Raw genomic sequence first — 23836 nt, forward strand, 5'->3', positions numbered from 1 at the left:
TTCCTCTTTTCATCGGTGTTTTATTTATCAGTTTATTTTACCAAAGATGATACGCTAAGCACAAGCCCCATTTCCAAAAGCAGGAATACAACTGACGTTCCGCCATAACTGACAAAGGGAAGTGTAATTCCCGTATTCGGAATCGTATTTGTCACTACTGCAATGTTTAGAATCACCTGAATCATCATATGCGCCATGGCACCGCACGCAATCAGCGCACCAAATAAATCTTTGGCATGGGTCGCAATCACGAAAAAGCGCCATATCAGAATTAAAAATAACAGCATCAGAAAACCGGCTCCAAACAATCCGATCTCCTCGCAGATAATCGAGAAAATCATATCGTTTTGTGCCTCCGGCACAAATCCCAGCTTCTGAACGCTCTGCCCCAATCCCCTTCCAAATAGTCCGCCGGAGCCAATGGCATAGAGCCCCTGAAGGGTCTGATACCCCTTTTCATACGCCTCCGGATTTCTCCAAATCGCAAGGCGTTCCAGACGATAGCTTTCCAAGGCAAGAAATACGCCCAAAAATCCTACTCCCGCAAGCCCCATCACCACAAACTGTCTATACTTCGGACTCGCCGTAAAGATCAGGACGCCTCCGATTCCGAGAATGATGATCGCCGTACTTAAGTTGCTGGCTCCCACCAGGCCCACAATAGGAAGAATTAAGAGCATCACCCTTGCCATTGTCCGCATCTTCCCCATCCGTACCGCATCACGGCTGACTATGCAGGCAAGGAAGATGATCACCGCCACCTTCGCATACTCAGAAGGCTGAAAAGAAAAGGGTCCTAAAGACAACCATCTTTTGGACCCATTGTATTCATCTCCCACGAACAGAACCGCCAGCGACAATAAAACAGCCGTCGCATAACCCAGCCATGCAAAGCGTTTCCAGATATGATAATCCATTCTCGCCACCATAAACATTCCTGCTATTCCAAGAAGGGTTGCAAAGATCTGTTTCTTCAGATAGTAGAACGAATCGTGAAACTTTACTTCTCCGTTGTAAGCGCTGGTACTGTAAAGGATGACAAGCCCCATCGCAAGGAGCGCTGCAAGTACAGCAAGCATTACAACATCATATTTTCTTTTTCCCACCTGACTGTCCCTTCGTCCGGTCAATGTACGCCACCTCTTATAAGGAATTTACAATTTCTTTAAACTTCTCTCCGCGTACTTCATAATTCGGAAACATTCCCCAGCTTGCACAGGCCGGTGACAAAAGTACTGCATCTCCGTTCTCAGCCGTCTTCGCCGCCAGAAGAACTGCCTCCTCAAATGTATCTGCAAACACATAGTCATGGAAACCACAGGCATCTGCGTCTCTTGCAATCTTCTCTTTCGTCTCGCCAACCAGGATCAGCTTCTTCACCTTACCGTCAAAGCTTTCTATCCATTCTGTATAGACAGAATCCTTATCGTATCCGCCTCCGATCAGCACGGTCGGACGGTTCATCGCCTGGATTCCCTTGATCGCAGCATCTGGATTGGTACCCTTAGAGTCATTGTAGTAAGCTACACCATTTTTCTCCGTCACGTATTCAATCCGGTGTTCCACGCCGCCAAATACTTTCACACTCTTTCGGATTACATCCATCGGCACACCATACACATAAGCCATAGCTGCCGCCGCCATCACATTTTCATAATTGTGTGTTCCAAGAATCTTCAAATCCTCTACCGCACATACTTCCTGCTTTTTCCCATAAGCCAGGATTATCTTCCCTTCTTCCAGGTAAATCCCCTCTTCTAATGTATGCCGGCTGCTGAAATACAGAACCTTCGCACGAATCTTTTTTCCAAATTCCCGCGTCAATTCATCCTCATAATTCAAAATGCAGAAATCTTCTTCTGTCTGATTCCTGGCGATATTCTTCTTCGCATTAACATAAGCTTCCATCGTGTGATGCCGATTCAAATGATCCGGCGTAAAATTCAAAATAGCACTGACTTTTGGCCGAAAGCTGTCAATCGTCTCCAACTGAAAACTACTCATTTCTGCCACTGTAATCGTCTGATCAGTCATATCATCTGCCACGATGGTATATGGATTCCCGATATTGCCTACTACATAGACATCATCCTGATAATTCTTCATAATCTCGCCCAGAAGAGACGTTGTTGTTGTCTTCCCATTGGTACCAGTAATTGCCAGCACATCCCCTCTGCCATACTGATAAGCAAGCTCAATCTCTCCAATCACACGTATCTTCTGCGCCTTCATGGCTTCTACAATCGGAAGATCCGTTGGAACGCCAGGGCTTAACACAACCAGATCCAGCTCCGAAAGAAGTTCTTCCGGGAATGTTCCAATCACAACTTCCGCTCTGCTTCCTGGTGTCAGACGTTCTTTTACCTCTTCTGCTTTCAATGCATTGTTCCCATCATAGAGCACAACTTTTGCTCCATGCGTTTCCAAAAGTTTTACCGCACCGATTCCGCTGATCCCAGAACCAAAGACGAGAACCTTCTTTCCTGTTACATCCATCATCTCTATCTCCTTCTCTCCTGCCACGCATTTCTCCATCGTCTTTCCTGACTACATTGCCATCAAAGCAACCAGGCACAGGATAGCCGTAATAATGGAGAATACTGCTACAACTCGAGTCTCTGACCATCCACACAATTCAAAATGGTGATGAATCGGCGCCATTTTGAAAATTCGTTTTCCACCCGTCTTTTTAAAGTAAGTAACCTGAATCATAACAGATAACACTTCTACCATGTAAATCAAACCGACGATAATGATAAAAATCGGCATCTGCAGCATATAAGCGGTCGATGCAACGAATCCGCCAAGAGCCAAAGATCCTGTATCTCCCATAAACACGCTGGCCGGATACACATTAAACAGTAAAAATCCAAGCAGCGCACCCACAACCGCACAGGTCACCGGCTCGATTCCGCTCTTGGTTCCGATCGCCACTACAGTAAAGAAAGTTGCTACCAGAACGGTTACACTAGAAGCCAACCCGTCCAGTCCATCCGTAAAATTCACACCATTTACGGTTCCAATCACTGCGATGAACAACAGCACAATCGCAAACCATCCAAGATCCAGATACTTTCCTCCGGAAAATGGGATCAGCATTTTCAGTGATACATCCGTAAATTTCACCAGATAAAATGCAAAAATCGCCGTCACCACGATCTGAAGCGCCATTTTCTGCTTCGGAAACAACCCGTCAGAACGCTTCATCACAACTTTTAAATAATCATCCAGAAATCCGATCAGACCAAAGCCCAGCGTCACAAACAGAATCGGAATGATCTTTGGATAATCCTTCAGATAAAACACAGAAGTAATGACAATACTCAATAAGATGATCACGCCTCCCATGGTCGGTGTTCCCGCCTTTTTCAGGTGAGACTTCACACCATCTTCCCGCTCTGTCTGTCCCATCTTTAGTTTTCTGAGTACCGGTATAATCAACGGTCCCATAATCACACTCAGTGCAAATGATATCAATACCGGAATAAATACTGTATAATCCATAATCCACCTCTTCGTTTCTTTTGTTATTCTTTCCTTTTACATAGGGGCTTCTCCCTCCCCTAACCTTCCCTAGTATACTGCATTTCCTGTTCTTTTTCAATGCCAAGATAGGGGAATATGCTTTCAAAAATATTACCGATCACAGGCGCTGCTATCGTTCCTCCATAGTAAATCCCTTTCGGATTATCAATCACACACATTCCCAACACTTGCGGATCATCAGCCGGTGCAAACCCTATAAAAGAAGAAATATATTTATTGGCGCTTCGAGGCAGCGTCTGGGATGTCGCCGTCTTTCCCCCGACTGCATAACCTTCAACGTATGCATTCTTTCCGGATCCTTCGGAGACAACACTTTCAAGCAGACGCTGCATGATTTTTGACGTCTCTTCCGATACGATCCGCTCTCCATTTCCATAACCAAACTTCTTTACTTCCTCCCCCTTAAAGTCGCATACCCGGACTCCCAAATGCGGCGTCACCCTTTTCCCTCCGTTAATCAGTGAGCTAACCGTAGCCGCCATTTGAATGGGTGTCACCTGAAAAGACTGCCCAAAGCTCATCGTTGCAAGTTCCACCAGCCCTACATTTTCTTTTTGATGCATAATCGTGGATGCCTCTCCCGGCAAATCAACTCCTGTTGGCTCCATCATCTGAAACTGTTCAAAATATCGATAAAAATGATCCACTCCCAAGCGCTGTCCAATATCGATAAACACCGGATTACAGGAATTCTGAATTCCCTGCACAAAAGTCTCCGTTCCATGACCTCCCGTCTTGTGACAGCGAATTTTACGATCTTCCACCACCCGGTAGCCGGGGCAGGAAAAGGTATCATCTAAGTGTACCGCCCCCTCTTCCAGACACGCGGCTGCTGTAATAATCTTAAATGTGGATCCCGGTTCATAGGTATCATTGATACAGCCATTGCGCCACATCTGATTTAAAGCATCCTGCTTTTCCTCTGCCGTCATCCTTTCTTGTTCTGTCGTTCTTCGTTTAGAACTTTCATTCTCCTTTTCCAGCTCTCCTTCTGTAGGAAGAGTAAAAGGTGCATTCAGATTAAACTCCGGCACATTTACCATAGCGAGAATCTCTCCATTTTGAGGATTCATCAGCAAAATCTCCACCTGATCCGCCTGTTTTTCTTCCATCACCTTTTCTGCCATCTGCTGTGCATAGGTCTGGATATTATAATCCAGACTGATCTGAAGGGTATGCCCCGGTATCGGCTCCACCCGATTTTCCGCCACAGCTTCCAATTCCATCCCTCTGGCATCTGTGGTCGTTAGAATCCTTCCATTGATTCCTTTCAGATACTCCTCGTACTTTACCTCCAATCCCACAATCCCCTGATTGTCTCCTCCTGTAAATCCAAGCACCTTTGACGCCAATTCCTGATAGGGATAATACCGTTTGAAATCTTCGTCTACTTTTACACCCGGAAGCTCCAAATCACGAATCTTATCCCCCGTCTCCTTATCTACGTTCGTTCGGATCCGCTCCATTGAGGATACCTTCTCCACCCGTTTTCTTACCTCTTCCTCGTCCATTTCAAGCGCCGAAGAAAGCGCTGCCACCACTTCCTCTACATTCTCAATCTGACTGTGGATCACCGAAATCGTACAAACCGTGCGGTTGGTGGCAAGCACTGTTCCGTTCGCATCCACAATCTCCCCTCTGGCGGCTTTGATTTCCCGTTCCCGTTCATGCAGCTCCTGCGCTTTTTGCTGATAATACTTTGCATCAAAAACCATTAGATAGCAAAGCCTTCCCAACAATCCCAAAATCATACAAACTGCACATAAGAACACCACCAGCATCTTCTTTTTGTGATATGTTTTATTTTTTCCCATAAAAAAACCTCACAACAGCCTTTCTATTAATTTATTAGGTCTGTTGTAAGGTTATTCTGCTTAATTTGTCACTGCTCCCTCTGCCGCATCTGCAGGCACTGCTTTCGGGACTCCCAGATACGGGAAGATTTCTTCCATAATATCAGAAGCGAGCTCTGTTGCATACGTGCTGGATGCTTGACCTGCAACATTCGGTTCATCCACAACCACATACACCACCACTTCCGGATTTTCCTGCGGTGCATACCCAATAAATGAAACCAGATATTTGCCATTGCCTCGCGGCAGCTTCTCAGCCGTACCTGTTTTTCCTCCGATATCGTATCCTTCTACACCAGCTGAAGCTCCTGTTCCTTCCTGAACAACGCCCAGCATATAATCTTTGATCAAATCACTGCTTTCCTTGGAAATCGTCTTCTTTAATAAAACCGGATCCTTCGTCTCTGTCACATTTCCATTCTCATCCTGGATCTGTTTTACCACATGAGGCTTGTAATAATCTCCGCCATTAACCAGCGAACAGAACGAAGCAGCCAGCTGAGTCATCGTCACATTAAAGTTCTGACCAAAAGCATTCGTCGCAAGACTGGCGGCATCCATATTTTCCGGCGTATACAAAAGTCCTTCTGTAGAACCTTCTCCCGGAAGATCGATTCCTGTATATTCTCCAAATCCAAACAATTTCTGATAACGGCAGAACTCTTCTGCTCCCAAACTCTCTCCAATCTCCATCAACGCTACATTGCAGGAGTTTTCCAGCGATTGTTTCAATGTCTGAGGTCCATGCCCTTTCCGGTTGCTGCAATGAATATCATGGTCCCCCACATGCAGCACACCTCCGCACATGTAGCCTTCTTCTCCTGTCAGAGTCCCATTTTCCAGCCCCGCAGCAATCGTAAATGGTTTAAACGTGGAGCCAGGTTCATAGGTATCACTGACACAGAAGTTATTCCACAGATTATTCAGCACATCCAGTTTCTCTTCATCACCCATGGCTTCCAGCTCTTCCTCTGTGTAATACGCACTTAAATCTCTTGGATGATTCAGATCATAGTTCGGATAAGAGGCCTCCGCCAGGATCTCTCCATTCTGCGGATTCATCACAACCACCGCCGTATTCTTACTTCCTTCACCTTCTGCAAATTCATTTTTATGCGCCTCATTAAATGCCAGAACGTGTTTTTCTACAATACTTTGTACCTGCAGATCGATCGTCGAAACGACCGTGCTTCCGTTTTCCGGTTCTTTGACTGTACGCTCAAAAGAGGAACCTGCATCCAGGTAACCATACTCTCGCCCATCCGTACCATTCAGAACCGAATTATAGGATGCTTCTATTCCGTTGCTTCCCACATTTCCATCTACAGTAAACCCAACCACATCACAGGCCAGCGTTTGATAGGGATATGTTCTCACATAATCTTCTTCTAACCAGATTCCCTTTACATCCGAATACTTCTTTTCGTCTTCTTCAATCTCGCGAAACTCCAGCGCCTTTTCATAAGATACGCCCTTCTTCAATACATTATATCTGCCGGAGGAATTTTCTTTTATCAACGTCCGAATCTCTTCTTCGTCAATCTCAAAGCAGCTTTTCAGAACCTCTATCGTCGGCTCCACATAATCCTCATTGCTAAGCATCACTTTTACATCCAAAATGACGTTGTAAACACGCTCGCTGGTAGCAATCTTTGTACCGTTACGGTCTACGATATCACCTCTTTTAAAGGGAATGATCCGACTGTCATACTGCTGCTGATCCAATACTGTCTTCGTATATTTGTCTCCACTTGATGCATTGATATAGGTAATTCTTCCCACCAAGAAAACAAAAGCTAGTATAATTGCCATAAACAACATTACTAGCTTTTTCTGCATCAGTTTGGAAAATTTCTTTTTAAAAAAATTCGTTTTCTTTTTTGCCATAATTCCAACCTATCTTGAAGTCTTATCCGACTGTGCAAGCACACCGTCTTTTGGAATCTCCTCATACTGTTTTACGTAATCGGTTGCCGGGTTTTCATACTCCACAATTTGTTCCGGTGAAGCATAAACCATTCCGAGATCATTCTGAGCACGATCTCTTACTTCATCCAAATTAACCGAATCCATCACAGCATTTTGACGGGTGGTATTCTCTTCCTTCATATCAGCCAATTCTTCCTGCATCATTGTAATATTCTTGGAACGATCGACGATACTGGACTGCAGCCGAACATAGTTCACACATACGATTAATGCAAGCATGGCAGCCACCGCAAGAAACACCACATAGCCCCGACTCATATGCTGTGCTTTCTTCCGGTTCTTTTTCACCTGTCTGCTGACCTTTTTCTTTGGTCTTTCGGGCAACTTTTCCTGGCGGTCCGGATCATAAACCGGTTTGGTCACAACATTTCCATATACATACATCTGCTGCGATGCGCTGTTTCCTCTGTAGTTCTGATTCATTTGTCTGTCTGTATAACGCTGTCTTTCCGCCACGTATAGTCACCCCTTTCACATTAATCTTTTCTTTTTTGCCTTAACTGCGTTCAAAAATCCGAAGTTTCGCACTCTTTGAACGACTGTTGTTCGCCAATTCTTCTTCACTTGGAAGAATTGGTTTTCTAGTAATAATACTCCCCTTGGATTTCTTCCCACATACGCATACAGGAAAATCCGGAGGACAGGTGCAAGGATTCTCGTTTTTCTTAAATGCACTCTTTACAATTCTGTCCTCAAGCGAATGGAAGGTAATAATGCACAATCTTCCACCCGGATTTAACAATTCAATCATATCATCCAATGAATCTCTAAGAACCTCAAGCTCCCTGTTTAGTTCAATGCGAATTGCCTGGAACGTCCGCTTCGCCGGATGCCCAGACTTCTTCTGATACTTCATTGGAATGGCCTGTCTGATAATTTCCGTCAGCTGGCCTGTCGTCTCGATCGGTTCTTTCTCGCGTGCGATTACAATATGTTTTGCAATATTCTTAGCAAACTTATCCTCCCCGTAATCTCTGATCACCCGATAAAGTTCCATCTCACTGTAGTCATTGACGATGTCCCTGGCCGTCATCTTCTGACGTGTATCCATCCGCATATCCAGTGGCGCATCTTCACGATAGGAAAATCCCCGTTCTGCCGTATCTAACTGATAAGATGATACGCCCAGATCAAGGACGATTCCATCGACCTTGTCAATGCCTAATTCCTGGAGCTTTGACTTCATATTGCAATAGTTGCTCCTGACTATTGTAACCTTCTCCCCGAAGTCTTTTAATCGGAACCCGGCCGCTTCAATCGCAGCCTCGTCCTGATCTATTCCTACAATACTCCCCTGTTTTCCAAGGCGCCTGCATACTTCATATGCATGTCCGCCTCCACCAAGTGTTCCGTCCACATAAATTCCGTCCGGCTTGATGTTTAATCCATTTACTGTTTCATCCAGTAATACTGATTTGTGTACGAATTCCATATCTTCTCCCTCTTAGATACTGAATCCACTTGCTTCCATATCAGATGCAATATCTTCAATGTTAAGTTCCACTTCAGCATTCTTTTCTTCCCATCTTTTCTTGTCCCAGATCTCAGCACGCTTCCCCATGCCGACAAACACAACTTCTTTATCAAGATGTGCAAATTCTCTGAGTACGGAAGGGATGAGAGTTCTGCCCTGCTTATCCAGATCGCCATCCGTGGCGCTTCCCTGGAAAAAATATGCAAATGCACGGGCTTTCTTATCGGTGGTTGTTGGCAAAGCGTTCAATTTTTCTTCAAAGGCGTCCCATTCGTTCTCCGGGTATACATACAGACAGTTCTCCATTCCTTTCGTAATGACGAAATGCTCCCCTAAATCGTCACGATACTTGGCTGGAATAATTAATCTGCCTTTTGCGTCAATATTATGACTGTACTCCCCCTTTAACATTAGAACTCACCTTCTCCCACATGGTTCACCACTTGGTCACCACTTCATTCCACTTTTCACCACTTTCTACCACTTGAACCCATTGTAAACTACTTTTTCATCTATTTCAAGAGCTTTTCACGTTTTTTTCACATCATCTATTAAAAAAACGCAGAAAAAAAACGAGCAGAAAATCCTGCTCGCTTCATTTTTATTCTCTTATGATTCTTTTTCTACCACTTTTTTACCACAATCTACCACACGGCTTCCATTTATTGAACCGGTTCCTCCACCTGAACGGCCGCAAGGTTCTGGGACAGCTCATTCACTGCTGTATAATCCACCTGTGCTTCCTGCTGCGGCTGCTTTGCATCATATGTTGTATAAGCGGAATAGCCAATCCATCCGACCAATGCAATTCCCACCAAACCTACGACACATTTTCGGATCACATTACCGAATTTTTCTTTCTTCATGTTTTTTTTGCGGTTTGCTTTTTCCTGTTTATAGCGGTCTACTTTTTCCTGACTCATGATTTTTGTCCCTTCTATCCTGATATCACTTTTTCAACTGAAAAATATTCTACCATATTCCGGCCAATTATACAACCACTATTACACCGCCATCAGATGCATACATACTGCTGATACCAGCCGTGTCTAAAATGATCACATCCCGAAAAGAAGCTTTCTCTTCCAGCATCTTCTTTACCTCTTTGGCTCGTTCCAAACAATTACAGTGCGCAATTGCCAAAATTTTCTGTTCCGAATTCCGAACCTGCACCGTCACTTCTTCCACCATTTTCGCAAGCGCTTTTTTAACTCCCCGAGCTTTTCCTAATTGAACAATGGTTCCTTCCGGTGTTGCTCCCATCACCGGCTTAATATTAAGCGCAGATGCCATTACCGACTTAATTCCCGTTAATCTTCCGTTTTTCCGAAGTGTCTCCAGTGTCTCCAGCACAAAATAGGTATTCTGTTCACAGATATAAGCTTCCACTGTATCAATTACCTGCTCAAATGTCATTCCCTGTTCTTCACATTCCGCAATTTTTAACGCAATCAGTGTTTCTCCCACGGATGCGGACCTGGAATTAAAAACATGAATATCTTTTTCTCCATATTCTTCTTTATACAGACTCTTTCCCAACACAGCGCTATTATAAGATCCACTCAGTTCTGCGGATAATGTCACTGCATAAACATGCTCCGCTTCACAGTGATACCCTTCCATATACCGTTCAGGAGACGGACAAGATGATTTGGCACACTCTTCAGTCTCCGCAACAATCTTCAAAAAAGATGCCTGATCAAACGTCTCATCATCTACGATATGATGTCCTCCTACATCTATATGCAGCGAAGCCGTCTCATAATGGCCGGACGCCTTCATCTCCTCTGTCAGTTCTCCACAACTATCTACAATAATTTTATAACTCATATGCTTCCTCCCGGCACACCAACACTCACACAATCCGGTGTGTCATTCGCTTCCATAATATGTAGTTTTGAATACCACGTCTTTAATCATAGCATATTTATCTGACAAAAGGAAGTCTTTTATTCATGGAATTTAATTTTTCGCGAAACCCCCAACGCGATTCCCATTTCTGCCATTAAAAACAACACCGCCGTACCTCCATAACTGATAAACGGAAGCGTAATTCCGGTGTTCGGAATCAAGTTAATTACTACGGATACATTTAAAATAACCTGCAGTGCAATGTGGCTGAAAATTCCCGTCACAATCAAAGAACCGTACACATCCGGTGCGTTCTGCGCAATAAACAACAGACGATACAACAGCATTCCAAACAGCACCAGCACAACAATGGCTCCAAATACACCCAATTCCTCACATATTACCGACAGAATCATATCGTTCTGAACTTCCGGAATCACCATTTTCTGGGCGCTGTTTCCAAGACCTTTGCCAAAAAAGCCCCCGGAACCAATCGCATACAATCCCTGCAGTGTCTGATATCCAACTCCTGACGCATACTCTTCCGGCCTTAACCAAGTCAAGATTCTCCGAATACGGAAGTTATCACTGGTGGTTAACGTTGCATTCAAAATCACCACCGTCACCAAAATCAACACCAGGCCGATTACTACAATCGCTACAAACGGCTTTGTCTTTGGATGCACTACAAAAATAGTGATGCAGGTAATCCCCATTACAATAATCGCCGTACTTAAGTTATCCGTCAAGAATAATACACATGCCGCAGAAAAACCTCCCCACAGCAACACACGAATCACGCCATTTAGAGTCTTAATTTCTTTACCCATACTGCAGATCAACGCCGGAATAAAAAGAATCACTGCAATCTTTGCTACCTCAGACGGCTGAAGCTGCTGATCAAAAGGCAGACGAATCCACCTCTTTGCACCATTTACCTCCTGTCCAAGCGGAGTCTGCACTAACGCCATCAAAAAAATCGACAGAAAGTAAATCGGTTTTGACCACTTAATATAGAAATGATAATCAATATGCATCACAATATACATACCGATAAATCCGGCTATAATAAAGAGCAGCTGACGCACAAAAAAATGCATGCTGTTCCCATATTTTACCAATGCACTATAAGAACTGGTACTATACAGCATCACCAGTCCAAAACAGATCAGAAAAATCAACACTGCCAGCAGACTATAATCAAAATATACTGCTTCTTTCCTTTTCAAAGCACCTTTTTTCTTCATTTTTTCATTCTTTGTTATTCCCATTTTTTACACTCCAATCGTCTTTTATTATACTCATATCTATCCACAAAAACAACCGGAAAAATGTCGCCTTAAAATTGTTCAGATTTTTCAACAATCTTTTTGAATTTTTCTTATAGTTATGCTAGAATATGAATGTATATAGCATTTTATAGATATACCTAATATAAATATAAGAATAGCAAGGAGGCCCATTCTCATGAAGTGTCCAATATGTGGTCAGGAATTAAAACCGGGAAAAAAAGATCCTAATTATCTGTTATGTTACAACTGTAAGAAAAAATTCAAAGTGCCGGCACAAAAAGCTTCCGGTAAGACTGAAAAAAAGGAAGTGGACGAAGAAGAAATTCATGCACCTAAATATGCCAATATTCCTCCAAAACATGTTCGCGAAAAACGAGAACAGGAAATGCGCCGCGCATACGATGAGATGCTTGCTGTCGGAGATGGTAAGAAAAAGAAAAACAAACCTGCCCGTCGGGTAGAAGAACCTGAGGATGATTTCTACGAGGACGATTACGAGGATGAAAAAATGTCTAAAGCGCCGATTATTATCCTTGCCATTGCTATTCTTATTGTTATAGCAGTGATCGCCTTTCTGCTTCTCCGATAAACGAAAATTTGATCTGACATAAAAATCGCTTAATCTTTCAGGATTAAGCGATTTTCATATTCTGCTCTTCTATTTTACTGGGCAGGAATCAAACGCAGGATTCACTGCATAGAAATTTCGACTGTCTAACTTCTCCTGCGTAAGCCTTAAGCATTCCCCAAATCTTTGATAATGCACAATTTCACGCTCTCTTAAGAAACGAATCGGATCACAGACTTCCGGATCCTTCACCAGACGAAGAATATTATCGTAGGTGGTTCGAGCCTTCTGTTCTGCTGCCATATCCTCGTGGAGATCCGTAATCGGATCGCCCTTCGACTGGAAATATGTTGCTGTCCACGGCGCACCACTTGCCGCCTGTGGCCACAATGCAAGTGTATGATCCACATAGTATTTATCGAAACCAGAACGTTCTAACTCTTCTACACTTAAATTACGTGTTAATTGATGCACAATTGCACAAATCATTTCCATATGAGCCAGCTCTTCCGTTCCGATATCCGTTAATGTTCCCATCACTTCCTTATAAGGCATACTATATCTCTGAGACAGATATCTCATCGAAGCTGCCAATTCTCCATCCGGGCCTCCGAACTGCGTAATAATCACTTGCGCAATTTTCGGGTTTGTGTGGGTAATTTTTACTGGATACTGTAATCGCTTTTCATAATTCCACATTCCTTAACATCCCCCTTCCTGCCATGGCCACGGTTCCTGAATCCAACACCAATATTCTTCCGGAGTGTACGCCGTATCCAATGTCAGCGGGCCGTAGTATTTCGCATATTCCTTCAATGCCTCCACACGCTGTTTCTGAAATTCCTCAAAATATTCCAGTGCTTCCTCACATCCGGGATGTGTATCCAAAAAAAGTTTTACATCATCGACCACAAAACTGACCACATTAATCCAATCCATCAGCTCACGTCGGCAAGGCTTATTCTCCATCATCTACAACAACCTCCCATTCCTTTAAATGGTTTATCCAATTCTTGAAAGATTGTTCCTTTCGCAAACCCTTTTTCAGCATCATAAAGATCACACCATTTCTGCCAAGGCACGTAGGCCATCGCAATCGGCATCCCAAAGATCCTGTCTTCTTTTGCACAATCATTTTTTTGAGCCTGCTGAACACACGGTTTTACAGAAGACATTGCCTGGCATCCAGTTTGACACCCAGTTTGGCATCCATATCCGCCGCGCCGCATGGTATCCGAAGTATTATAGCGATAATTCTGCATTCTTGATGCTCCTTTCCCTTTTCATTTACACTACTATTGTATGGGAAAACTGTCATGTTGTGCTTACAAGAGGAGCCGCATCCTTTCTCTTTGGATGCGGCTCCTCTATTTCCTGATCTTTCTATTCTTAATTTTCTGTTTTTTCTTATCTTTCTTCTGCGTTTTGATTTTACTCTCTTAATTTCAGGAGTCCCTCCATCAAAATCTTTACATCATCCAAAATATAATCAAAGGCCCCAGCCTTATAAAGATTCATCACAATCATTCCGATCGGCACCGCGAAAATCATCGCAATCACACCGCCAATCTTGTATCCTGCATATAAAAACACCAGTGTCAGAAGCGGTTTTAATCCCATACTATCCCCCACCAGCTTCGGCTGGATAAGCTGACGCACCAGCTGTGTCACCCCATAAAGGATCACAAGGCCGATCACCATCTTATAATCTCCCACCATTAATTTATATAGTCCCCACGGTATCAGCGCCGTTCCCGTTCCAAAAAACGGGAGAAAATCAAGAAGCGCAATCAAGATCGCCAGTAAGAAGTAGAAATGAACATCTAAAATCACAAACCCCACAATCAGGATCAGGCACACAACGATCATAATCTTAAACTGCGCCTTAAAGTAACCGCCCACTGCATATTTCAGATTATCCATCACCATGCTCATCCGCTCTACCAGTGGATCCGGCGCCACTTTTTTAGCCCAGATAATTACTTCCTCCCGCTCTGCAATGAAAAAATACGAGGAAATAAATGTGACAATAGTCCCAATAAAGATCGATGGAATCCGCTTGGCAAAATTTCCAGCCGCAGCCATTGTCGGCTCGCTGATTCTTCCGATCAGATTACCCATCGTCTGATCCAGATTACTGATCATCGTCTGCCAGCCTTCCTGCACTCCTTCCGGAAGCATTTCAAAAATGCCCTCTAAGTTTTCTCCCACTGTATAGAAGCCACTCTCCAAATCCCGATAAATTCCCGGCATGTTTTCAATCAACGCACGAATCTCCTGCCACAGCTTACTGCCAAGGAAGTAGCAAAGAAGTCCAACTCCGGCCAATACCAGAATAATAATCAGTGCAGATCCCAGCTTTTTCACAATCCTCACCCGTTTTTCCAGCCAATTTACCAGAGGACTTGCCACATAGGCAAGGAACCATCCAATTACAAAAGGCATGAAAAACGCGAGCAGACGATATCCAACGTAAATAAATAAAATTGTTCCAATCAAGCTGACCGCTAAGCTGACGATCACCTTCCAGTAGGGACGTTCATCGTGTAACTGTTCCTTAAAATTGGTCTGCATTTATGATTCCACCTCTTTTTGATCCGGTTCTTCATCAGAACCTTTCCCCAGATACTTCGTTTCCACAAATTCCCAGATTTCATCGCGCCCCTGCTTGGTCACAGATGAAAACGGAATCACTTTGGTTCCGGGAATCAGTCCCAGTCCTTGTTTTACCGCCTTTAAATGTTTTGCCACCTGACTTCGCTTAATCTTATCTAACTTCGTTGCAATAATAATCGGCTCAAATCCCTGCGCTACAATCCAGTCATACATCATTTTGTCATTTGCTGACGGGTCATGTCGGATATCGATCAACAAGAATACCGCTTTCAACTGTTTTGATCCATGCAGATACCGTTCGATCAGCTTTCCCCACCGAATTTTCTCCTGCTCTGAGACCTTCGCATATCCATATCCCGGCAAATCCACCAAATACATTTCATCATTGATATTATAGAAGTTAATGGTCTGTGTTTTTCCGGGAGTTGCCGATATCCTCGCGTAGGATTTGCGATTCATAAGTGCATTGATCAGCGACGATTTTCCAACATTAGACTTTCCCGCAAACGCAATTTCTGGATAACTATTATCCGGAAGCTTACTGGTAATACCACACACCGTCTCTAAATTAATATTTTTGATTATCATCCTTTTCGTCTCTCCTTTTACGCTTTTCATTTACAAAAGTGCAGCCTCTAAGACCTCTTCCATATAACTCACCGGGAGAATCTTAAGCCCACGGGTAATCTCTGCTGAGATTTCTTCCACATCCTTCTCATTTTCCTTTGGTATCACCACTGTATGTATCCCGGCATTCTTAGCTGCCAAAAGCTTCTCCTTTAATCCGCCAATCGGAAGCACTCGACCGCGAAGCGTAATTTCCCCTGTCATTGCCAGATCTGCCCTTACCTTTCGCCCGGTAATTGCAGAGATCATTGCCGTTGCCATAGTAATACCGGCAGACGGCCCGTCTTTAGGAACCGCTCCCTCCGGAATATGAATATGAACGTCATGCTCTTTTAGGAAATTCTCCGAAATCCCATACTCACCGCTCACAGAACGGATATAGCTGATTCCAGTTCTAGCCGACTCCTTCATTACGTCACCTAATTGACCTGTCAGAAGAATCTCACCCTCACCCGGCATCACATTTACTTCAATCTGAAGGGTATCACCTCCGACACTGGTCCATGCCAGACCGCGGACAATTCCAACCTCATCTTCTTTGTTCGCCATCTGATAAGTGTAAACTTCTTTTCCCAGATACTGACAGAGATTGCGTTCTGTCACACGTACAGCCTTCTTCTGGCTTTCCAGAATCTCTCTGGCTGCCTTCCGGCAAATATCTCCGATTTTCCGTTCTAACTGACGCACACCGGCCTCTTTCGTATAATTGCGGGCCATTTTCCACCGTGCATTTTTACTGATCACAAGTTGATCTTCTGTCAGTCCGTGTTTTTCCCGCTGTTTGGGAATCAGATGTCTTGTTGCAATATGCATTTTCTCATTTTCTGTATAACTGCTGATTTCAATAATTTCCATTCGGTCAAGAAGCGGTCTTGGAATCGTCTGAAGCGTATTCGCTGTCGTAATAAACAAGACTTCGGACATATCAATAGGCACCTCCAGATAGTGATCCCGAAATTTGCAGTTTTGCTCACTGTCCAGCACCTCTAAAAGCGCTGAAAAAGTATCCCCTTTATAATCATTGCTGACTTTATCGATCTCATCTAAAAGCATCAGCGGATTCTTCACCCCTGCCTGACGCAAACCTGCGGCAAGCCGTCCCGGCATTGCTCCTACATAAGTCTTTCTGTGTCCGCGAATTTCCGCTTCGTCCCGCACTCCTCCTAAAGAAATGCGGACATAAGGCTTCTTTAACGCACGCGCAAGAGATCTTGCAATGGATGTTTTTCCAGTTCCCGGCGGTCCCACTAGACACAGAATCGGTGCGTCTCCCCGTTTTGTCAAGGCGCGAACTGCCAGAAATTCTAAAATTCTTTCCTTTACTTTTTCCAATCCGTAATGCTCTGCTTCCAATACTTCTTTTGCATAAGCAATATTCTGATGCTCCTCACACATTTTATCCCAGGGCATCTCCAGCATGGTTTCAATATAGGTACGGATAACACCGGTTTCCGCCGGGCTTCCCATCGAATTGCGAAATCGTTTAATCTCTTTATAAAGCTTTTCTTTTACCTCATCTGATGCCTGAAGCTTTTCTGCCGCCTGCTGAAATTCATCCGCATCTGACAAGGTGCTGTCATCACCGAGCTCTTCCCGAATCAGCTTCATCTCTTCTCTTAAAATGTATTCTCTCTGATTTTTATCCACCCGCTCTTTGACCTTCGCCTGCAGTTCTTCTTTTACATTCAGTACCTGAATCATACTTACCAGCTTATATACCAACAGTTCATATCGATCCATCAAATTCTGTTCTTCCAGAAGGAGCTGCGCGTCTTTATACCCAAACGGCACATTTGCCGCAATTACATCCACAAGCTTTTGCAGCTCTTCTGTCTGCTCTACCTGAAAGGCCAGTTCCTTAGAAAGCTTCGGATTTTTCAAGAGATATTCTTTAAAAATATCCTGAAGACCAGAACGCATTGCCTCCACACTAAGCGGATTTTCTTCTTCCCCGTCTGTCTGCACTTCATCCGGGACTTCTGTCACATTCGCACGAAGATACGGATCTTCAAATTCCAGCACATTCAGTCTCGCTCTCGTTTCTCCCACAATCAATACTCTTAGCATCTTCTTAGGAAGCTTAACCACCTGTTTAATGGACGCAATACAGCCGATTCTATATACATCAGCGATCCCGGGATCTTCCGTATCAAGTTCAATCTGAGCAGAAAGAAAAATTTTCTGATCGCCTTCCATTGCCTCCTCGATTGCCTGAATTGATTTCGTTCGGCTTACATCAAAATGCTTCACCATCTCCGGCAGCACTGTAAGCCCTCTAAGCGCTACCATAGGCAGACTTTTTGTCTCTACATTCATATTTTCCACTCCTGTATGATATTTTTGACCTCTATATGAAAACAGGCGGGCACAATCTTTATTCTTGTACCCGCCCATGATAGTTATGCACTCTCAGATCTGACGGATGTGTGTACACACTCCGGTTCTCCGATTCCTTTTACAACGTCTTCCGTAATACGACAAGACTTCAATGTGTCGTCTGACGGAGCTTTATACATAATATCCATCATGATCTTCTCCATAATCGCACGAAGACCTCTTGCTCCTGTCTTTCGCTTCAGCGATGTTTCAGCAATCGCCTCCAATGCCTTATCGTCAAAGATCAATTCTACCCCATCCAGTTCCAGCATTTTCTCATACTGTTTCGTAATGGCATTCTTCGGCTCCGCCAAAATACGCACCAATGCTTCCTTATCCAGCATTTCAAGCGCAACGGTAACCGGCACACGTCCTACCAACTCTGGGATGAGACCGAATTTCACCAAATCCTGCGGAAGCACCTGTTGAAGCAATGCATCCACATCATTTTCATGCTTATCTGCAATTTCTACATTAAATCCAATAGACTTCTGATCGATTCGTTTTTCAATAATCTTATCAATTCCCTCAAATGCACCTCCGCAAATAAAGAGAATATTGGTAGTATCAATCTGAATCAACTCCTGGTGCGGATGCTTTCTTCCTCCCTGCGGCGGAACACTTGCAACAGTTCCCTCAATAATCTTTAAGAGCGCCTGCTGTACACCCTCGCCGGATACGTCTCTGGTAATAGACGGATTCTCAGACTTTCTTGTAATCTTATCAATCTCATCAATATAGATAATTCCATATTCTGCACGTTCAATATCTCCGTCTGCCGCCTGAATAATCTTAAGAAGAATATTTTCCACATCTTCTCCTACATATCCGGCCTCTGTCAGAGCCGTAGCATCTGCAATAGCAAACGGAACATTCAGGATCTTGGCAAGTGTCTGAGCCAGAAGTGTCTTTCCACATCCGGTTGGCCCTAACATTAAAATATTACTTTTATGTAATTCTACTCCCAAATCCTTCTCTGCCATAATTCGTTTATAATGATTGTACACCGCCACAGAAAGGACTTTCTTCGCCTCGTCCTGACCAATCACATAGTCATCAAGGAAATTCTTGATCTCTTCCGGCTTCAACAGATTGATATCCGCAAACGGATTCCACTCTCTTCCATCATCATATACAAATTCTTCTTCCAGTATCTCATTGCAGACCTCAATACACTCATCACAAATATAAGTGCCATTAGGACCCGCAATCAGCTTGCGCACCTGATTCTGCGTCTTATTACAGAACGAACATCTCACCTGATCATCGTTCTTATTTACCATACTTCCACCTCATAATCAGACAGCCATTCCTAGCGGCTTTTAATAACTTCGTCAACCAAGCCATATGCTTTTGCTTCTTCAGCTGACATAAAGTTATCACGTTCCGTATCAATGCTGATAACATTCAGCGGCTGTCCCGTATTTTCTGCCAATATCTGATTTAACTTCTGACGAGTCTTCAGGATGTGCTCAGCCGCAATTTGGATTTCTGTTGCCTGTCCCTGTGCGCCGCCAGATGGCTGGTGAATCATAATCTCCGCATTCGGAAGCGCCAGTCTCTTGCCTTTGGTACCTCCTGCAAGCAGGAAAGATCCCATACTTGCAGCCATACCGATACAAATCGTCTCTACATCGCACTTAATATACTGCATGGTATCATAAATTGCCATACCTGCAGTCACAGATCCTCCCGGACTGTTGATATACAGATGAATATCTTTCTCCGGATCCTCTGCTTCCAGGAACAAAAGCTGCGCTACAATCACGCTTGCTGACGCGTCAGTTACCTCTTCCCCAAGGAAGATAATTCTGTCTTTTAATAATCTTGAATAGATGTCATAGGAGCGTTCCCCACGGCTTGTCTGTTCAATTACATAAGGAATTACACTCATGTATATGCCTCCTTTGACTATACGTTCTTCTTAAAATTCTTATTTTTCAACGGCATTTTCTACAAGGAAGGATACTGCCTCCTGCACTGCCATATCTTCTTTCATCTGTTTCTTTTCGTTCTCACCCATAAACTCTTTCAGCTTATCTGCTTCCATCTTGTAAGCTTCTGCCATCTTGGCGATCTCTTCATCCAGCTTTTCATCGCTGATCTCAATATTCTCAGCCTTTGCAACTGCCTCCAGAACCAGACGTGTCTCAATTCTCTTCACTGCCTGTGGCTTCAGTTCTTCCATCATCTTTTCAGCTGTCATGCCTGTAAACTGGAAGTACTGCTCCATAGTCAATCCCTGAGACTGCATTCTCTGAGCGAACTCATCTGCCATCTGCATTACCTGTGTATCGATCATTGCTTCCGGAATCTCGTAGGATGCATTCTTAATTGCCTGCTCCACTACCTGATCTTCCTGTTTTCTCTTTCCTTCAGAAGCTTTTTCTTCTTTGATCTTCGCTTTTACATCTGCTTTGTACTCATCTAAAGTATCAAATTCTGATACTTCTGCTGCAAACTCATCATCGATTTCTGGCAGCTCTTTGGCCTTGATCTCATGGACTGTACATTTGAATACAGCTTCTTTTCCCTTCAGTTCTTCTGCATGATACTCTTCTGGGAATGTCACTTTTACTTCTACTTCTTTCTCTGTCTCTGCGCCTACTAACTGCTCCTCAAATCCAGGAATAAAGGAACCAGAACCAATTGTCAGCGGATAGTTTTCTCCCTTACCGCCTTCAAAAGCCTCTCCGTCAACAAAACCTTCAAAATCAAGGATCACTTCATCGCCGTCCTGTACTGCGCGATCTTCTACAGTGATTGTTCTTGCATTCTTCTCTGCTTCTTCTTGAATCTTGGCATCTACTTCTTTCTGTGTCACACGAGTAGATACTTTGTCTACTTCCAGACCTTTGTACTCTCCAAGTGTCACTTCCGGCTTAGTTGCCACATCAGCAGTAAAAATAAATGCTTTTCCCTTCTCGATCTGTACAACATTGATCTCCGGTCTGGATACGATTTCCAGATCACATTCATCATATGCCTCTGCATATGCCTTTGGAATCAGCTCATTTGCTGCATCATCATAGAAAATTTCTGCTCCGTACATCTTCTCGATCATCTGACGCGGAACTTTTCCTTTACGGAATCCCGGCAGAGAGATTTTGTTTTTCTGCTTCATATATGCACTCTGAAGCGCTTTCTCTAAATCATCGGCTGGAACTTCGATTGTAAGTTTCGCCATGTTTTTTTCTAATTTTTCTACCTGTAAACTCATTTACTATTTTCCTCCTGTTTCTATCCCTGTTCCGGACAGTTTTTCCCGGAAAATGGGCATACTACATTACATTCACCTCAGAAGTATAACACAAACCCTCGCAAATATCTAGCCCCCGATTTCATCTAACTTCAGGATTTTTAGAATCAATGTGTTCATGTCATCTTCATCAATAAAATATTCATTCTTTTTATCTGCTCTCACATGCAGAATCACCGTTTCTTCTTCCTGGTATTCCTGATCCTGGAATGCTGCATCCAGAAGTTCATACGAATGATTAATAATGTCTCCCAGCATTTGCTGATTTACTTCTTCCTCTGTACCAACATATCCGCCTTCTCTGACCTTTTCTGCAATCTTAAGCGAATCTGCCACTAACAATTCCTGATACTTTTCAAATAGGTCTGTAGGCCAGATAGAAACCGGAACTTCATATTCCCGCTTCCCACTCTCCTTTGCCTCTTTCACATCATAGCGCATCGTAGTCAGGATCGTCGAAACCAACTGTGCAAAATTCTGCCGCTTCGTCTCCGGAAGCTCCAGTCCGCTGGCAATATTGGTCTCTACAAACTGATCAATAAACGCCTGATATTGCTGCATCAGATCTTCCTTTGTGACTCCATCCACATATTCCAATGCCCCTGCGGATTCTCCCTGAAAGTTAAGATCTAAAAGCGCCTTCGTATATCCTCTGGCATCAAACTTACTCCCACATCCGCTTAGAAGTCCGGTCATCACCAAACACAGCAGTAAAACCCAGCAAAACGGTCTTCTTTTTTTTCTATTCATAGAGAATTGCCTCGGCAATTTCGGCAGCTTTCTCTGCTCCGGACAACATCTCGATCAGCTTTAATGCAAATGCAATCGCAGTACCTGCACCGCGGCTGGTAATCAGATTGCCATCCACCGTTACATCCGTCCGTGTCATAACCGCTCCCTGAATTTCCTGTTCTACAGACGGATAGCAGCTGACTCTTTTTCCTTTCAGAAGTCCCAGATTACCAAGAATTGTTGGAGCCGCACAGATGGCACCAATGTATTTTCCATCTCGGTTAAATTCTTTCACCACTCGTCTGACACCCTCATGCGCGTTCAGATTAGAGGTTCCCGGCATTCCTCCCGGAAGTACAATCATATCCGATTCGACAAAAGCTACTTCTTCGAATAAATCTTCTGCCTGCACATTAATCCCATGCGCCCCATGAACCGTATAATCATCGGTAATAGAAACGGTTCCCACATAGATTTGTGCCCTTCTCAAAAGATCTACAACAGTCAGGGCTTCAATTTCTTCAAAGCCGTCTGCCAAAATCACACTTACTTTTTTCATTGATATCAGCCTCCTTGATCTTACATTTTATCATTTTAGCATTGTTTACATTTTTTGTATACTCCATTATTATGGTAGCTGTAAGCACCTATATCATGCATACTCTAATTACAGATAAGAAAGGAACCTACTATTATGGAAATCGAACGAAAATATCTCATCCATCAACTTCCAAACGATTTAGAAAGATACCCTTGTCGAATCATCGAACAGGGGTATCTGTGCACAGAACCGGTCATCCGCATCCGTCGTGACAACGATACGTTTGAGTTAACTTACAAATCTTCCGGTCTGATGATCCGAGAAGAGTACAACCTTCCGTTAACCCAGGATGCTTATACCCATCTTCTCTCCAAGGTTGACGGAAGACTCATTCAAAAACGTCGTTATATGATTCCTCTTCCGAATGATCTGACGATCGAGCTGGACCTCTTTGAAGGTGACCTTGCGCCCCTCGCGCTTGCAGAAGTAGAATTTCCAGACGAAGATACTGCCAGACATTTTCAGGCGCCTGACTGGTTTGGTGAAGACGTTACGTTCTCCGGAAAATACCACAACAGCCAATTAAGCAAATCCAATTAGCATCATTTTGTTGCTTTCTTTCTCTTTGTGACGTTTTGTTGCATAGATTTCTATTTATTTGGCAAATTGCTATACTAACAGGAGATATTATTTTCCGGAGGATAGAAGGACATGCCAAATATACAGCTTGCAAACAATTTAAGATACCTTCGCAAACAGTGCGGCCTGACCCAGACCACACTGAGCGACATGCTGAATATTTCCAGACAGGCATATTCCAACTATGAGACAAGCAAACGCACACCAGACCTAGACTCTTTGCTTCTTCTTGCCTCTTTCTATCAGGTTAATCTCGATGCTCTTGTTCTTAAAAATCTTCAGCACAGCGACACCTCCGGCATTCTGTCTGAAGATCCTGCTCCTTACGCGCTTGCATCCGAGAAAAAAACCGGTAATACGATCTATCTCTCAGAAGAGGAAATCGATATGATTATTCAATACCGTACCCTCTCCCATGAGAACCAACAGATTATTACCGGTTTTCTGCGTGCAAATTCTGAAGTTTAATACTG

At 43.6% G+C, this 23836-nt stretch carries 25 protein-coding genes; 3 read left to right on the top strand and 22 right to left on the bottom strand.

The window, feature by feature from the left end:
* Positions 1 to 32: 32 nt before the first annotated feature.
* From C0979_RS03470 to C0979_RS03520, 11 genes are all read right to left on the bottom strand, one after another.
* Positions 33 to 1079, bottom strand: a complete 1047-nt coding sequence (locus C0979_RS03470) for an FtsW/RodA/SpoVE family cell cycle protein (RefSeq protein ID WP_101694785.1) — start codon at positions 1077 to 1079, stop codon at positions 33 to 35.
* Positions 1080 to 1143: 64 nt separating this feature from the next.
* Positions 1144 to 2496 (bottom strand): UDP-N-acetylmuramoyl-L-alanine--D-glutamate ligase, encoded by a 1353-nt coding sequence (murD, locus tag C0979_RS03475; RefSeq protein WP_101694786.1) that lies wholly within the window; start codon positions 2494 to 2496, stop codon positions 1144 to 1146.
* Positions 2497 to 2547: 51 nt separating this feature from the next.
* Positions 2548 to 3504 (bottom strand): phospho-N-acetylmuramoyl-pentapeptide-transferase, encoded by a 957-nt coding sequence (gene mraY / locus C0979_RS03480; protein WP_101694657.1) that lies wholly within the window; start codon positions 3502 to 3504, stop codon positions 2548 to 2550.
* A 59-nt stretch (positions 3505 to 3563) separates the two neighbouring features.
* Positions 3564 to 5360 carry a peptidoglycan D,D-transpeptidase FtsI family protein gene (locus tag C0979_RS03485; RefSeq protein ID WP_101694658.1) on the bottom strand — a complete coding sequence of 599 codons (1797 nt, stop codon included), beginning with the start codon at positions 5358 to 5360 and terminating at the stop codon, positions 3564 to 3566.
* A 60-nt stretch (positions 5361 to 5420) separates the two neighbouring features.
* Positions 5421 to 7286: a peptidoglycan D,D-transpeptidase FtsI family protein gene (locus tag C0979_RS03490; RefSeq protein WP_101694659.1), complete on the bottom strand. Its 1866-nt coding sequence runs from the start codon at positions 7284 to 7286 to the stop codon at positions 5421 to 5423.
* Between the two features lie 9 nt (positions 7287 to 7295).
* A complete protein-coding gene (locus C0979_RS03495) occupies positions 7296 to 7811 on the bottom strand; it encodes a hypothetical protein (RefSeq protein WP_101694787.1) in 516 nt (171 codons plus the stop codon).
* A 73-nt stretch (positions 7812 to 7884) separates the two neighbouring features.
* Positions 7885 to 8820: a 16S rRNA (cytosine(1402)-N(4))-methyltransferase RsmH gene (rsmH, locus tag C0979_RS03500; protein WP_101694660.1), complete on the bottom strand. Its 936-nt coding sequence runs from the start codon at positions 8818 to 8820 to the stop codon at positions 7885 to 7887.
* A gap of 12 nt (positions 8821 to 8832) precedes the next feature.
* Entirely contained in the window at positions 8833 to 9273 is a 441-nt protein-coding gene (mraZ, locus tag C0979_RS03505; RefSeq protein ID WP_101694661.1) for a division/cell wall cluster transcriptional repressor MraZ, read from the bottom strand.
* 251 nt (positions 9274 to 9524) lie between these two features.
* Positions 9525 to 9785, bottom strand: a complete 261-nt coding sequence (locus C0979_RS03510) for a hypothetical protein (protein ID WP_101694662.1) — start codon at positions 9783 to 9785, stop codon at positions 9525 to 9527.
* Between the two features lie 67 nt (positions 9786 to 9852).
* On the bottom strand, positions 9853 to 10692 hold the full coding sequence (locus tag C0979_RS03515) for a DegV family protein (protein WP_101694663.1): 840 nt from the start codon (positions 10690 to 10692) through the stop codon (positions 9853 to 9855).
* 119 nt (positions 10693 to 10811) lie between these two features.
* Complete coding sequence (locus tag C0979_RS03520; protein WP_200816238.1) at positions 10812 to 11984, bottom strand: FtsW/RodA/SpoVE family cell cycle protein; 1173 nt, start codon at positions 11982 to 11984, stop codon at positions 10812 to 10814.
* A gap of 196 nt (positions 11985 to 12180) precedes the next feature.
* Here C0979_RS03520 and C0979_RS03525 point away from each other — a divergent pair, with 196 nt between their 5' ends.
* Positions 12181 to 12594, top strand: coding sequence for a hypothetical protein (locus C0979_RS03525; RefSeq protein ID WP_101694664.1), 414 nt, complete (start codon positions 12181 to 12183; stop codon positions 12592 to 12594).
* Between the two features lie 69 nt (positions 12595 to 12663).
* Here C0979_RS03525 and C0979_RS03530 read toward each other — a convergent pair whose 3' ends face one another.
* The 11 genes from C0979_RS03530 to C0979_RS03580 all read right to left on the bottom strand — a co-directional run bounded on the left by C0979_RS03530 (position 12664) and on the right by C0979_RS03580 (position 22742).
* The gene (locus C0979_RS03530; protein ID WP_101694665.1) at positions 12664 to 13272 is read right to left on the bottom strand and encodes a manganese catalase family protein; all 609 of its coding nucleotides are present in this window, start codon (positions 13270 to 13272) and stop codon (positions 12664 to 12666) included.
* A 3-nt stretch (positions 13273 to 13275) separates the two neighbouring features.
* Entirely contained in the window at positions 13276 to 13545 is a 270-nt protein-coding gene (locus tag C0979_RS03535) for a spore coat protein CotJB (protein WP_101694666.1), read from the bottom strand.
* Positions 13542 to 13835, bottom strand: coding sequence for a spore coat associated protein CotJA (locus C0979_RS03540; RefSeq protein ID WP_242962632.1), 294 nt, complete (start codon positions 13833 to 13835; stop codon positions 13542 to 13544). Before C0979_RS03540 ends, C0979_RS03535 begins: the two co-directional genes overlap by 4 nt.
* A gap of 169 nt (positions 13836 to 14004) precedes the next feature.
* On the bottom strand, positions 14005 to 15147 hold the full coding sequence (gene ytvI / locus C0979_RS03545) for a sporulation integral membrane protein YtvI (protein ID WP_101694667.1): 1143 nt from the start codon (positions 15145 to 15147) through the stop codon (positions 14005 to 14007).
* Positions 15148 to 15777, bottom strand: a complete 630-nt coding sequence (gene yihA / locus C0979_RS03550; protein ID WP_101694790.1) for a ribosome biogenesis GTP-binding protein YihA/YsxC — start codon at positions 15775 to 15777, stop codon at positions 15148 to 15150.
* Between the two features lie 30 nt (positions 15778 to 15807).
* Positions 15808 to 18132 (bottom strand): endopeptidase La, encoded by a 2325-nt coding sequence (gene lon, locus C0979_RS03555; protein ID WP_101694668.1) that lies wholly within the window; start codon positions 18130 to 18132, stop codon positions 15808 to 15810.
* Between the two features lie 83 nt (positions 18133 to 18215).
* On the bottom strand, positions 18216 to 19475 hold the full coding sequence (clpX, locus tag C0979_RS03560; RefSeq protein WP_101694669.1) for an ATP-dependent Clp protease ATP-binding subunit ClpX: 1260 nt from the start codon (positions 19473 to 19475) through the stop codon (positions 18216 to 18218).
* A gap of 29 nt (positions 19476 to 19504) precedes the next feature.
* A complete protein-coding gene (gene clpP, locus C0979_RS03565) occupies positions 19505 to 20086 on the bottom strand; it encodes an ATP-dependent Clp endopeptidase proteolytic subunit ClpP (RefSeq protein WP_101694670.1) in 582 nt (193 codons plus the stop codon).
* A gap of 39 nt (positions 20087 to 20125) precedes the next feature.
* Positions 20126 to 21412, bottom strand: a complete 1287-nt coding sequence (gene tig, locus C0979_RS03570; protein WP_101694671.1) for a trigger factor — start codon at positions 21410 to 21412, stop codon at positions 20126 to 20128.
* A gap of 108 nt (positions 21413 to 21520) precedes the next feature.
* A complete protein-coding gene (locus tag C0979_RS03575) occupies positions 21521 to 22201 on the bottom strand; it encodes a hypothetical protein (RefSeq protein WP_101694672.1) in 681 nt (226 codons plus the stop codon).
* Positions 22194 to 22742 (bottom strand): DJ-1 family glyoxalase III, encoded by a 549-nt coding sequence (locus C0979_RS03580; protein ID WP_101694673.1) that lies wholly within the window; start codon positions 22740 to 22742, stop codon positions 22194 to 22196. Before C0979_RS03580 ends, C0979_RS03575 begins: the two co-directional genes overlap by 8 nt.
* A 135-nt stretch (positions 22743 to 22877) precedes the next feature.
* Here C0979_RS03580 and C0979_RS03585 point away from each other — a divergent pair, with 135 nt between their 5' ends.
* Together C0979_RS03585 and C0979_RS03590 are read left to right on the top strand one after the other, a co-directional pair.
* The gene (locus C0979_RS03585; protein WP_101694674.1) at positions 22878 to 23324 is read left to right on the top strand and encodes a CYTH domain-containing protein; all 447 of its coding nucleotides are present in this window, start codon (positions 22878 to 22880) and stop codon (positions 23322 to 23324) included.
* A gap of 111 nt (positions 23325 to 23435) precedes the next feature.
* Complete coding sequence (locus C0979_RS03590) at positions 23436 to 23831, top strand: helix-turn-helix domain-containing protein (protein ID WP_101694675.1); 396 nt, start codon at positions 23436 to 23438, stop codon at positions 23829 to 23831.
* Positions 23832 to 23836: the final 5 nt, after the last annotated feature.

Source organism: Dorea phocaeensis (assembly GCF_900240315.1).
GTDB classification, from domain to species: Bacteria; Bacillota; Clostridia; order Lachnospirales; family Lachnospiraceae; genus Dorea_B; species Dorea_B phocaeensis.